The 13,545-nt window shown below is 37.2% G+C and carries 12 protein-coding genes; 1 reads left to right on the top strand and 11 read right to left on the bottom strand.

Going from position 1 to position 13,545, the window contains the following annotated elements; all coding sequences use genetic code 11:
* The first annotated feature begins 46 nt into the window (after nt 1–46).
* Nucleotides 47–646, top strand: a complete 600-nt coding sequence (locus NSTC731_RS23105; RefSeq protein ID WP_322694109.1) for an MBL fold metallo-hydrolase — start codon at nt 47–49, stop codon at nt 644–646.
* A 227-nt stretch (nt 647–873) separates the two neighbouring features.
* On the opposite strand, the gene msrB is transcribed toward NSTC731_RS23105, so the two are convergent.
* The 11 genes from msrB to NSTC731_RS23050 form a co-directional block, all read right to left on the bottom strand.
* Nucleotides 874–1,368 carry a peptide-methionine (R)-S-oxide reductase MsrB gene (gene msrB, locus NSTC731_RS23100; protein WP_445626969.1) on the bottom strand — a complete coding sequence of 165 codons (495 nt, stop codon included), beginning with the start codon at nt 1,366–1,368 and terminating at the stop codon, nt 874–876.
* Between the two features lie 625 nt (nt 1,369–1,993).
* The gene (locus NSTC731_RS23095) at nt 1,994–2,227 is read right to left on the bottom strand and encodes a hypothetical protein (protein ID WP_012408145.1); all 234 of its coding nucleotides are present in this window, start codon (nt 2,225–2,227) and stop codon (nt 1,994–1,996) included.
* Between the two features lie 7 nt (nt 2,228–2,234).
* On the bottom strand, nt 2,235–2,663 hold the full coding sequence (locus tag NSTC731_RS23090; protein WP_445626968.1) for a hypothetical protein: 429 nt from the start codon (nt 2,661–2,663) through the stop codon (nt 2,235–2,237).
* 47 nt (nt 2,664–2,710) lie between these two features.
* Nucleotides 2,711–4,690: a hypothetical protein gene (locus NSTC731_RS23085; RefSeq protein ID WP_445626967.1), complete on the bottom strand. Its 1,980-nt coding sequence runs from the start codon at nt 4,688–4,690 to the stop codon at nt 2,711–2,713.
* A gap of 14 nt (nt 4,691–4,704) precedes the next feature.
* On the bottom strand, nt 4,705–6,303 hold the full coding sequence (locus tag NSTC731_RS23080; protein ID WP_445626966.1) for a phage tail protein: 1,599 nt from the start codon (nt 6,301–6,303) through the stop codon (nt 4,705–4,707).
* Entirely contained in the window at nt 6,284–7,231 is a 948-nt protein-coding gene (locus NSTC731_RS23075; protein WP_445626965.1) for a baseplate J/gp47 family protein, read from the bottom strand. The genes NSTC731_RS23080 and NSTC731_RS23075 overlap by 20 nt, the downstream gene beginning before the upstream one ends.
* 119 nt (nt 7,232–7,350) lie before the next feature.
* Nucleotides 7,351–7,713 (bottom strand): four helix bundle protein, encoded by a 363-nt coding sequence (locus tag NSTC731_RS23070; protein WP_445626964.1) that lies wholly within the window; start codon nt 7,711–7,713, stop codon nt 7,351–7,353.
* A gap of 120 nt (nt 7,714–7,833) precedes the next feature.
* Entirely contained in the window at nt 7,834–11,376 is a 3,543-nt protein-coding gene (locus tag NSTC731_RS23065; RefSeq protein ID WP_445626963.1) for a baseplate J/gp47 family protein, read from the bottom strand.
* 6 nt (nt 11,377–11,382) lie between these two features.
* Nucleotides 11,383–11,769 carry a GPW/gp25 family protein gene (locus tag NSTC731_RS23060; protein ID WP_445626962.1) on the bottom strand — a complete coding sequence of 129 codons (387 nt, stop codon included), beginning with the start codon at nt 11,767–11,769 and terminating at the stop codon, nt 11,383–11,385.
* Nucleotides 11,769–12,476 (bottom strand): phage baseplate assembly protein V, encoded by a 708-nt coding sequence (locus tag NSTC731_RS23055; RefSeq protein ID WP_445626961.1) that lies wholly within the window; start codon nt 12,474–12,476, stop codon nt 11,769–11,771. Before NSTC731_RS23055 ends, NSTC731_RS23060 begins: the two co-directional genes overlap by 1 nt.
* A complete protein-coding gene (locus NSTC731_RS23050) occupies nt 12,473–13,543 on the bottom strand; it encodes a phage late control D family protein (RefSeq protein WP_445626960.1) in 1,071 nt (356 codons plus the stop codon). The genes NSTC731_RS23055 and NSTC731_RS23050 overlap by 4 nt, the downstream gene beginning before the upstream one ends.
* Nucleotides 13,544–13,545 lie beyond the last annotated feature (2 nt).

Genomic DNA, 13,545 nt, shown 5'->3' with positions numbered 1-13,545 from the left:
TATTGAGATTAATAGTCAATTATTGAAGTATCGATCCAGAATCATCATGAAATCTTTGCACCGTCCCGATCTGTATAGCTGGTCTAATTTCAATCCGGCAAGAAATATTGATTTCAATGGGATTGCCTGGATTCGCCCAGATGGCAACATCTTGATTGACCCAGTAGCCTTATCAAACCATGATTGGAATCATCTAAAATCCCTCGGTGGTGTGGTTTGGATTGTGCTGACGAATTCTGAGCATGTCAGGGCAAGTAAAGAAATTGCCGATCAAACCTATGCTAAGATTGCTGGCCCGATTGCAGAAAAAGACACTTTTCCTATACCTTGCGATCGCTGGCTATCTGATGGTGAAGAATTTGTCCCAGGACTGGAAGTGATTGAACTCAATGGTTCTAAAACTCCCGGTGAGTTGGCTCTGTTACTAGAAGAGACAACTTTAATTACAGGGGATTTAGTCCGGGCACGCAAAGCAGGTAGCTTGACAATTTTACCAGATGACAAGCTGCTGAATCGAGAGGAGGCTGTTGCTTCTATTCGCAGGTTGGCTCAACTGAGTCGGGTAGAAGCAGTGCTGGTGGGGGATGGTTGGCCCGTCTTTCGGGATGGACGCGATCGCTTAAAGGAGCTTGTAGCGACATTGTAAATAATTAGGGTAGCACAGCTAGCTATGCTACCCTGACAATACTTTTTCAATAGCACTGAATAGAAGAAGTTATTGTCAAAAATTTATTCACTCTTGGTCAACTATGAAAATCTGATGATTTAAGTTGTGTGTGCGATGTGAGGACGGCTGTGACGCTCGATAGTGCAGCGTTAACGACACAGGAAGGTCTTGACTCGCTAATGCTACGCTATCGGTGACGCAACTTATCAAGCAGGCTCAAATTTCAGCGAAACACCGTTCATGCAGTAGCGCTTCCCAGTGGGCGCAGGCCCATCATCAAAAACATGGCCCAGATGACCACCACAGCGACTACAATGCACTTCAGTTCTGGTCATAAACAACGACTTGTCTACAGTTGTGGCGATCGCACCTTCAATTGGATTAAAGAAGCTAGGCCAGCCAGTACCACTGTTGAATTTGGTATCAGATGTAAACAGTGGTTGTTCACACGCAGCACAATAATAAGTACCCTTGTCGTATTTCTTATCTAATGGACTGGTATAAGGGCGTTCAGTCCCATGTTTACGCAATACATTAAACTGTTCTGGCGTTAAAATCGTGCGCCACTCTGACTCTGGTTTGGTAACTTCAAATCCACTCTTAGAAGTTGTCATCGCTTCTGGCTCCCATTTGATATACCTTGATAACAATGCTGTGCCGACTATGACTGCACTAGCCTGTAAAAAATAGCGTTTGTCCATATATCTATTATTTTCTATTTTCCGGTTCACTGGCCAATCAATTCCAGTACGGGATTCCCTACATGAATGACTATAATCAGCGATGTCTGGCGACAAGCCGCTTCTCTACGAGACGCTACGCGAACGCATCTACGCTCTGAATTAGCCCTAATAAACTGATTAAAATTGGCTAAGAAACAACAATACCTTAGCCAAAAAAAGAGTATGTCCCTATCCCGATTACGGTACTCTCAAAGGCGTTGTTAGCGCCATCTCTCCAGATGCCATTACACAAAATAATAATTCAGGTATGGGAACAACTGCCACAACAGCTTTGCATGAGTGTCAAGTATGGGTCGAGGAACTGGTCGGTTTCATTCGCAATAAGCAGGCATATTATCGACGAGGTTTAAAGGCTATGATGCTTATACAGCAAGCACTTTAGCTTAATTGTCGCCCTTTGAAGAGATTAATTATAGTGTCTGGTACAAGGCCATCAGCTGAATCCTTACGTTATTTACATCTTTGCATCTCAAGATGTCATAAAACTCTATTTACCGCCGTGCGATCGCCGATCTTGGTTCACAATTTTGGCTAAATTATGGGTAAAAGCACATAATATCCTATGTTTTAATCAAGAAGGATGTCAATCTTTTAATTGATATTGAACGTTTGATTCCTCTTGTACGTAATTATTATTTTGATAATCATCTTGCTTAGTAGAAGATGTGAGTTCTTCCAAAATTTGAATTGCACCACTAATCCGCAGTAAGGTATCGCGCAGATTTGCTTGTTTCGCCTCTAAATCTGCCATGACTTTTTGTCCTGATACCAATTCGGCTTTGAGTTCAGTGAGACGTTTTTCTAATTGTTCTTTCATTATTTAATTAAGTTCCTTTGACTTTGCTATTTAGGGAAATAAATGTGCCAGTACCGGAATATTTGGAGGTTGCGTCGGGTATGGGACTAGGTACAGAAGGTTTTTGTGCAGGAACCAGAACTTGAAATTTGGCTTTAAATGAAGCACCTTTGAGCAGTACTGGTTTCCCACCAGATTTTGTCTTTTTGGCTTTTTGGTTGCCAGCAAGGGATTCAATGGACAGTATCCCAACTCCAGGGATAGTATATTGGGAAGTCATATAAGGACAACCAGGAACGATAACTTTTTTTTCGTCGCCATCTACACAGACTAGTTTCTGGTTAATTTTATCCTTACCTGTGCCAATTAGATCGCCTGGACGGACGGTGACAATGGCTTGGCCAAAAGTTTTGTTAAACATGGCTCGATCGCCAGTGATGAGAATGAAGTCAGCCATAGAGTCATATTGAATTGCAAATATATTTTATAAGCTTGGTGATCGCACTAACTAGGAGAACCAATACATCTTGCTTTCGCGACTATATCAGCACCTCCACTTCCCTGTTTTCCACCAAGATACCAATATCCGTCACTTCCTATATAAGTGAAAACTTGTTCGCCACTACCAGCAAATTTTCCTTGCGTATATGTTAAGAATGCGACGCATTTACTACTGTGTCCCATTTTGACATCAGTTTGACCATTCTTCCATACATATTCGTCAGAATACCAAATCTTTCCCTGTATTTCTCCACTAGGAGTAATGGTTACTGCATCTACAAGATTTCTTTGTGTACTACCTTGTGTTTGTGTTCTAATTCTCAAGCCAATATCTCGATTGGATGAGTCGTCTCTTGCTTGAAGAAAAGCAATATTCTTTAGTCCATATTCCTTGAGTTGGACATGACCCGATAGGTCAATATTCGTTGTACTGTTAACAGATACACCCACCGATAAAGAACCAGTTACAGTTAAATTTCCAGCAAAAGAAGAACTTCCTGTTCCTTTGACTGTTAACCCACCATCTACAGCAGTGCTTAACAACATTCTTTCAGTATTTTGATTATCTCGCCAAGAATGATTGCCGTTAGCTGTATAGAATAAAGTAGAACCATTAATACCGAGACCATATCCGCTCCAAAGTTGTAATTTCAGTTGGTTTGTAGTTCCATTATCTGAAAAAATAATTTGTTGACTGCCATCAAGACTAACTTTACCTTCCTGAATAGTCAGACTACCTTGAAGCAACTGATTACCTTGCACATTTAATTTGTAGTCACCTGGATTATTGATGCCAATGGCAACATTGCCAGTATTATTTATATACAAAGCTGTACTTTTAGAGCTACCACTTCCTACTCGGATATTTAATCCGTTAAAGACATTCCACTTGGCTCCATCCCACACTCCTTCATTATCTATGTTAGACAGGTTATTATACAGTACGTGGTTATAGTCTCCTATTGAAGCCAGAAATAATGCACCACGCTTACTACCGTCTGCTGAAATGGATAAGTTTTTACCTGTAATATTACCATTAACAGTTAAATCGCCAACAATTGTTCCAGAGGTGATTTTATTTGCTGATAAATTAGGAATTCTCTCAACATTTAATGTTCCAGAAGTGATTTTATCAGTTGATAAATTAGGAATTCTCTCAACATTTAATGTTCCAGAAGTGATTTTATCAGTCGATAAATTAGGGATTCTGTCAACATTTAATGTTCCAGAAGTGATTTTATCAGTCGATAAATTAGGGATTCTGTCAACATTTAATGTTCCAGAAGTGATTTTATCAGTCGATAAATTAGCAATTCTGTCAACATTTAATATTCCAGAAGTAATATTTTTTGTATCTATTGTTCCTGAGATTGTCCCAGTTACTGTTAAATCCCCATCAATTTTTAAGCTACCTGTCAAAACTGCTAAGTTTGGAGTGGCATTTCCTCCAGAGCGAAGAGTTAAAGCTTTACTATTAGAATTTGGTAAGGATAAACCAGAATATTCCCGAACGTTAGCATCAAGAGTAATGGTATTTTGAGCTATTGTTAGTTTTCCCAGATTGACGCTATTTTCAGGAATTGTAGTTGAAAATCCCAAAATAGGTTTTTCAATCCAACGAGTATAGCTATCTGGTACATCTTTTTGCTGTTGAACTTGTTTACCTTGAGCATATTGGATGTAGAGTACACCGTCAGTAAGATTTTTGAAGTCGGAAAATGTAATATTTTCTTTTAAAATAATTAAATCGCCGCTACTATTGATAGCCGAACCCGATTTTATTTGAACAGATTTTGTATCCTGAATAACTGCAACTTCTAACCCTTCAATAATTCCTGAAATATGAAGACTTTGATTATGATAGCGTTGGCGATCGCTAAGATATTTATGTTGAATTTCAAAGTCATCTTCTAGCAGGTATTGCCCTGCAAAATAGTTAGGACGTTCATTACCAAAGTTAGTGAAATCAGTAGTTTTAGCCATGTTTGATCCTGAATTTAGTTCAATGATTGACTATTTGTTCCTAGAATGGTGTTACCAAAAACAATTTTACCTTCCTCGTTTTTACGGCAAATTTGTAAAATATTATAGGGAGAGACGGCTGTGAGGTTAAAGGTTTGCTCTAGTATTTTATAAGTAGATAAACGCTGATTAATATTTAAGGAAGCTTGAACAGTGACTTTACCAGCAATATCAAGATTATTGAGATTTTTGATTGTCACTGTAAATTTATCTATAGTTTGCATAAACTCTTGGTAGTAGAGGGTACGCTGAATTCTAATTGTATTATTTTCTCTAAGAGTTTCTGGTGTTAATAAATAAAATCCTGAAACATCATCTTGAAGGCGAACTGTGATTTGATTTAGTAAATCTGAGTTGATTGTATTTGGTTGGGTAATTTCTACAATTGCTTCAAAGTCTAATTTTTCAATAATTGCAGTTATATTAGGTTGTAACTCTTGAACTTTCGGTGGATCAAACAGTAGAAAACTATAGGGTTTAGTCCATATAGATTCTGTCAGCTTCATTCCCGATTGTTGCGGCTGACTATTTTGGTAAAAAATTGTATTTCCTGCAATAATTTCTCTTTTATCATTTTGATGACAAATTTTTAGGACTGGTGATAGATTTACAGGTTGTTCTAGGAGTGTATTGTTATATTCAACTTCATTAATTAAAAAATATAGCTTAATAGTTAAATTGCCCACGAACTGTTTATCGGTTCGGTTTGATAATATAACATTGAAACCTGCTAAATTTTCTTGTAAATGCTGATAATTTAAATTTTGTTTAATTGAAAATGATTGATTATTGATAATTATTTCTGGTGAGTAAGGGGTAATTAATTCCGAGTTTCCTTGAATCTGAATAGCTAACTGGTTCGCTAATTGATTAATGGGAATACTATTAATGTTGTTAGGAGTAATTGTGACTTCTATGGCAAAGGTTTGATTATTTGGAGATGCAAACAATTTGAAAGGATAAGCAACGTGCGATCGCTGAGTTAGCTGCATCGTTGGGACAAGGATTTTTAAGGAATAAAATGTCTGTGCAGGCTTTTCTCTATCGATAATTGCTTTAGCAATTTTAGCTTGTCGCCAATACTTATCAGGATCGCGGTCTTTGAGAGTTAGTTGAACTTGAAAATAATTCGGTAAATTATCAAATTGATCGAAGACTTCAACCTTTTCTCCAAATCCTGAATTTTTTAAATAAACACTCAAAATTTCGATTAATCCTGCTTTTGTTCCTCGTAAACCGTATAGGTGAACAATTTGTTGAATAAATGCTTTTTTGACCTCTACTTCCCAATCGTCTCGTAAACTCAAGGCTACCCAACCCGCTAACCAAGGTAAAAATTCCTTTGGAGTATGTTGAGGATTTAAATAAACATGAATATTATCAATAATTTCTTCTAATCCTGGTATATTTTGAGTCTTGGCTGTAATAATTTGCTCTTGATTCGGAGTTTCACTTAATCCACTGAGAATTTTTTCAAATGACAGCAACAACTGAGCAATAAAAACATCTTTTTGGAGAATTGCTGGTAAATATTGATGATATGTACTAATAGATTCAGATTTTTTTACGTTCATTACCAACTTCTACCAATATTGTAAATTTACTGTCTGTGAGATTGATTTTAACTAACTGATTATCTGCTAAATTAATTTCAGATTTAGAGTTATTATTCTTATCTTTAATTTGCAGGTTTTCAACATAATCTACACCTTCTAAGTCATCTAATAATTTATATAATTCCGATAGATAAACACTCCGACCAAAAGGCCATCCTTTTCCCTGCCAATATTTTTGCGATCGCAGAGGTTCAAAAAACATTTTGACTTCCTCTTCTGCCTGTGTTTTAACTGCTTCTGCTTGTGCGCCATCCTGAAGCACTAATTCTGCTTCTATAGATATGGATACATACTCAGGTTCTAAGATATGCAGGCGGGTAGTTAATAGTCTGCGATCTTCAAGAAATCTAAATAAAGGTTCATATTTATTTACTTGAGTTATTTCGTTATCTTCAGGAACAACTACTAAACTAATATGTCCTTTAGCAAAATTATCAGATGTTGACTCTAAATTACATTGTGTTAAACATTTAACCCTAGCAATTTTTAAATTATCAGCATCTTGTGATTTATTCCAATCGATAAGTACCAATTTTTCAAAATCTTCTGGAGTAACGGCACGATAAATTTTGCGTACTTCTAATAAAGTCTTTTGAATTTCTGATTGTAAAATGTTTTGTCGTTCCTGGGTAGAAATATTAATGGGTAAGTTCCATTCTTCTCCTTTAAGTAAACTCAAAAAACTAGCATAATTCTCATCAGGAATTTGATTAACTCGGTAGAGAACCATTTCTGTTAACCATGCGAATAATTCAATCAGGATAATTCCTGTATCTGTAGGATTATGATCTGTCCATTCTGGGTATTCAAGCGGAATCTGAGAAATTGCCTCTTCTAGTAAGTTGGCATAGCTGCGATCGTCGAGATTGGGTAAGGGTAGAGTCATGATTAGAGGAATGGGGGATGGGGAAATAGGGAATAGGCAATGGGCAATAGGCAATAGGCAATAGGCAAATAGGTAATAGGTAATAGGTAATAGGTAATAGGTAATAAAAAGAATAGTTTTTAATTTTTTAAATTTTTGAGAAGGGAAATAATCATTTTAGTTTCTTCTTGAAGATGTTGGAGAATCAATTCTATATCTTTTACAGTGCATAACCCTACTCTGGAAGAGAGAATAAGATGAGTTTGTAATTCATTAATTGAGCCTTGACTGATGTTTAAAAATCTCGCATAATCACCAGGCGATCTTCTGCCATAGCCTTCCGCAATATTGGCTGGAATAGAAACAGATGCTCTTCTTATTTGTTGAATCATTCCGAAAAGTTCATCTCTAGGAAAATTTTTCGTTAATAAATAACATTTTTCAGCAATTTCCATACCTTTTTGCCAAATTATTAAGTCTTTAAAATCCCGAATCCCTGACATTTTTTACTCCTTATATTCACCAACCTAACCTATTGCCTATTGCCTATTGCCTATTGCCTATTGCCTATTGCCTATTGCCTATTACCCATTCCCTATTGCCTATTGCCTATTGCCTCTTCCCTATCCCCTATTCCCTTCTACCTTGACGTTATGATTGCCAGAATAAATTAAAGAATCAGCACTTAGTAATAACTTGCTTTCTGTTGCAGGTAGCTCCACCTCTAGGGAATTAACATGATCTACTCCCGTAATGGATTGAATAATGGCGTAAAAATCCGATTTTTGCGGGTAGCGTCCAAATTGCCACCCCTCCCCTGTTCCTCCAGTTAAGGGATGGAGAAAGGCTTCTAAGTGTTGTCTAACGCTGTTTCTCACCATGTCTGCGTCTTCGAGCAACACAGGAGTGATAGTTGCAGTCACAGTTACTTCTCGCCATTTTGGGGCTGTAACCACTAAATCTACTGTCCCCGCACAACGGGAACGAATGTAGGTTTCGACTTGCTCTAGTAAAGCTAAACTAGGGGTTGGTTGGCGATCGCTACTGTAGGGCAGAATTATTAGCTTAACTTGCCCTGCACGGCGGTTAATTTCCCGCATCATTTTTTCAAAGTTTTCTGCTTCGGTAGCATTAATTGTCTGCAACTTTTCTCGGAGGCTATCTTCAAATAGCACATTTGGTTTAGTCGGATCGAGCCAAAGTTTTTCATTCAAAGGGCTAAAATCAGCCGTCAGCAAATCTGGTGTAACTACTTTGACTCTAGCTACATCTGTAGAAGCTTCGTAAGCTAAATCTGCTATATCCTCAAGAGTGACAGCGCGATCGCGGTGACGTAGTTGCTTTGGTACTCGTTCTTTCAGACGATCCAAAGTTTCCTGTTGCGCCCCACCTGCTGCTGCTTCCAGGTTAATTACCCGATCGATGTAGGGAATGGTAGTTTTCAGTTGGCTAATGGTTTGTGCAGTGACGTTTCCCTGTTTACCTCCTCCAGTGCGATAAAAAGATAGGCGAATATTATTGCGTCCTCTGGGGGGGATCATCCCGGCTTGTCCGTTTCCAAAGCGAATTTCGCCTGTTTGCCGATCTAAAGTGTAATGGCGATCGCTGGCACTAGAATCGTAAAAATCTGCTACTTCTTGCCAAAGTACCCAAACTTCATCAATTTCTCCCAAATTATCTTTAATTACCTTGATGCGATCAGATTCTATGTTTAGGGGAATTTGTGCTTCTTGAATTTCTAACTGCTGTCCCATCAAAATGGGAATATTATTGGCAATGAAAACCTGATTTGGATCGTAGTTACTTGAACCTAATACTTCTTCTTGGAGACTAATTGCCTGAACTGCCCATGTAGTATTAGTTAACAAGCGACGTAGACGAGGTTTAACCCGAAAATTACCTGATACCCAACGCACTCGCAACCAATATAGTTCTTTGCCAAAGTTTTCTCCTGGGCTAAAGTCTGCGGGAGCAATAAATCTAATTAAACCTGGTTGAGAAAATGCTTGAGTTTCGTCCTCTACTCCTAATGGTTGCCAACCCAGAGTACTAGAATATTCCCAAACTAATTGGGGTTGCTGCGAACGAATCACTGGGGTATTCTGAGGATAATCTTGTTGTAGAGGTTGATTAGTGGTAACTAAATTTTTACTAATATTACTAATAGTATAATTATCGTATTGTTTGGCGTTGAGTGGGTTCTGAATTTGTAGGCGATCGCCTGTTTTCCAACCAGTTACATCGGCTATTTGCAGCGTTTTCTCTCCAGTATTTACTGTTAATGCAAGGACGGTATTTGCTGTAATGTCAGCTGATAATTCATTAGGTAATGGGGTATCAAACTGTGCATAAAGAGTAACTGTTTTATTATCAAATGATTTATCAAATCCGAAATAGAGGGTAGGTTCTCGATCTATGGTAGGTGTAAAAGGTTGAAAAGATTGTGTACTCGAATTTTCTGGATGAGAATATGTAAAATCATTTTCAGCAAAATAAATAACTTTTTCTGTAAGGGTAAATTCGTAGGTTAATTTTAATGACTTAATCAGAGGTGGATCGTAAGTCGGAGGAATCGTCTCCGTGATAATTAACTTACGCATGATTCGCGTCCCAACCCCTAAAGTAGTGTTTAAAACTCCGGTTTCTAGCTTCAGCCTATTATTATCTTTAATGATTTGTGTAATTTTATTTTCTTCTGGAAATCCCTCAGTATAAGGAAGAACACGAATTGTATCGCCAGTGTTAAATAAATCTAAAGTATCAACTTCAATTTCGTTGGCTCCTTGTTTGAATTCCTTTCGCAGAACTGCTAAGTCATCATAAACAGGATACAGGCGCTCATCTGCGGCTTTACCATAATGACCTTGAGTAATCCGAGCGCGAACCCAATAACGAGTTTCTCCATTTACAGTGCTAGGAGAAGGTATATTTTCTGCATTGGGAAATTGTAACTTCGCCTGGATAGTATCTTTTTCAGTAAACTGAATTGCTGATGATTTTTCTATCCATTTTAGTTGGTTATTTTTATCTGCTATTTCTTGCCATATTTGACCGTTACCAATTTCCCAGACAATTTTTAAATTATTTATATTTACAGGCTGATGAGTTAAAATTATATCAATAATAATAGTTACATTTGGCTTCACAAATGTATCGTTTAAAGCTATATAAAATGTATCATTAAGTTCCGGCTGTTCGCCAAAGGGATAAAAATCTTTGGTAAGGTCTAAAGGAGTAGTGTTAAATAAGCAAATTTCAGGAATTAAGTTAGCTTGCTTTATATTGATAACACCTTGAATATTAGTAACTTGAGGTAAATTTTCGATTAAAGAAAATATATTATTTAAATTGGCTTGTAACCATCTTGCTGTTTTTCCTTGAAGCTCATAAGGAGCCGGAATAGGTAAATTTGCAAAAGTAAAAGTAATAGTAGATTGATTATTGTTCTGACTTTGGCTAGGAGTTTCAATGGTTTGCCATTGAGAGCTATCCCAATAAGACCAGTTAAGCGGTATTTGTAATTGATTAACACTTTCAATCGTATTATTGGTAGTAATAATTAGTTGCAGATCCTTTAAGTCTGGTAAAGTAAAAATTTCGGGACAAGTTATGTAAAGAGAATGGGTAATAGAGCGATCGCCTTCCAAAGCTAAAAAAGCTGCATCTTGTTGTCCTGTTCCTGCCAAAGTGCGCTCCTCGGAAAGGATCTCAGAGAGATCGCTATACTTATCTTGATTGGGTTCGCGCAGGAATACTGCTTGTAATTGCGTTGTTGTGACAACCAATTCTCGATCCGTTTCAAACACGATTTCTGCGTCTGTACCCTCTGCTGGTGGCGCTGAAACTTGAGTATGAGCGGGAACTAACCCATCTGTAAGGCTTCCTTGTGCCAAATAAAAGGTTAAAGGGACTTTAGCAGGTTGAGGAGGTTTGAGTTCTCCCCCAATTAAATCAAGGAAAGCCAGAAAATTTTTCTCTGGAACTTGGTTGATGCGATCGCTGACTAATTTTACCATCCGCCCAAAGATGCGAATTAATGCCCCACCCGCATCAGTTTTATTTCCAGATGCAGCTTTCCAGCCGGTAGATTGTTCTACTAACTTCTCGGTTTGCTCAACAATTTCTTCATAGGTACGCTGGTCAATTTTGGGAGGTAAAGAAGGCATATACAATTACTGCAAATAAAAAGGATAAACTAAATTAAAAATATTATTTGTTGTCCGAATTTGATAATTTATTTGAATTAAAATTACATTTGGTTGGTGAGGATCGGGAATTGTATCCACATCTAAAACATCAATGCGAGGTTCCCATTCAATTAAAGCATCTTTCACATCACTAACAATTTGTCCAACTGTTCCCAAACTATTAGGAGAAAATACTTTTTCGTGAATATCACAGCCAAAATCAGGACGCATTATCCGTTCTCCTTTGGCAGTACTGAGAATCATCCAAATTGATTGACGCACAACATCTTCATAGCGCGCCACCTCAATTTGAGCATTTTTATCAAGTTGGACAGGTAAAGCCCATCCCACACCTAAAAAATCAATCTCCATTACATCACTTCCAATGAACCATCATTTATTTTCACTCCGGCTGCACATTTGATTCCTAAGCCAGATTGCGCTTCCAATTTATATTTAGATTTAGCTTTGATTGTACAATTTGCACCTACTTCTAATTGATAATTTTGTTGAGTTTTTATTTGCAAGTTTTTACATTCAATCGAGATATCATCATCGCTACTTTTTAAGATAACTTTTCCTTTGGTCTCAATAGTTAAATCTTTTTCAACTTGAATATTCATCTTGTTATCTTTAGAATTAATCACAATTTTATTTTTACCAGTCTTGTCTTGAATAATAATTTTTTCTTGCTCTTTAGTATCATCTAAAACAATCATATGACCGCTTCGAGATTTAATGACTCGTTGATTATTTTTCCCATCTTCATTTGTTATTGGTGGTTTATCTTTTCCATTCCATACAGCACCAAGAATGTAAGGAAAATTCATATCACCTTGTTCAAAAGCAACCAATACTTCATCATTAACTTCAGGCAAAAAATAAATACCACGGTCATTTCCTGCCATGAGAGTTACCACTCTAGCCCAGTAACTTTCTTCTTCTGAAGATAGCCAAGGAAATTTTACTTTGACTCTTCCTAATTTATTTGGATCTTTGTTATTAGTGACTACACCAACAGTTACGCCGTAAAAATGATGATTTTGGTTGTTTGATAATAAAACATCTAGTCCGTTCATGTAGCATTTCTCCCTACCGTAAATGAAGTTTTATAACCTTGGTTTACTAAATAACTATGTTCGGCAGTTTTAATATAATAAAGTCCACTAAACCTTTGACCAAGCCCAAGAATTTCAACCACTTTTCCGGCGCGTAAATTGGGATTACCTTGACAAGTTCCTTCACCAGTAATGTAAGCGATCGCCATATCTTGAAACTGCCCCAATGCCATACTATCAGCTTCTTCTTTACTTAATACAGGTTGATTTACTATCGTATAGCTCGATTCACCAAAGGCTTTTTTGACTGCTTTCGTTCCAGAAGTTGAACCTCCCATTGTGCCACCTTCTTTTCCTACTCCTGCTTTACCTGATACTTCTTTTTTCTCTTTTTCTTGATAAATCCAACCTTTTACCTCTAACTGTTGTACCTGATTCATAGTACTTAAGCGTGGTAGAAATTCTTGTAAATCTTCTCCATAAGTTAGAGTCAAAGCTTTACCTTTACCATTCTGATGGGGACGAAAATAGAGAGTTTTTTGCTCTACTGCAATTTCATAACCAATGCGTTTAGCTCTCTCTTTTAAAAACTCCCAATCTGTTTGATTGTGCTGCAAGATATATTCTAACTTCACTTTACTATCAGTAACTTTTGCTGTAATTCCCCTAGTTCTAGCAATTTGACTGACAATTTCACTATCCTTAATTTTTAGGAAGGATTTTGTGTGGCTTCCTCGCAACAAACGATGGCGTAAATCATGACCACGCACCACTAATATAGGTGCTACATCCTGGCTATATTCTGGTTCTAATCCTGTAATTTCTCCCACCATGAGAGTTTTTATTTCTTGTTCATATCCCATCTGAATTTCTACTTTATTACCAACATCAAATACTTTGTTATCTACCCATGTCATTTCTTGTTTTAATAAGTCCCAAGTAATCAATCGCAGTTCAAACATACTAGGAGCTTCCAAATCCTCAGATACCAAAACTGATACTAAATCAGCTTCTATTTCTGCGGCTAAGGGTTCGTCTTGAACCAAAATTTTGACATTAGGATTTAATAAGGAAGCATCATTTGGCATGA

The organism is Nostoc sp. DSM 114167 (assembly GCF_052692655.1).
This window is presented reverse-complemented; position numbering and strand designations above follow the sequence as displayed.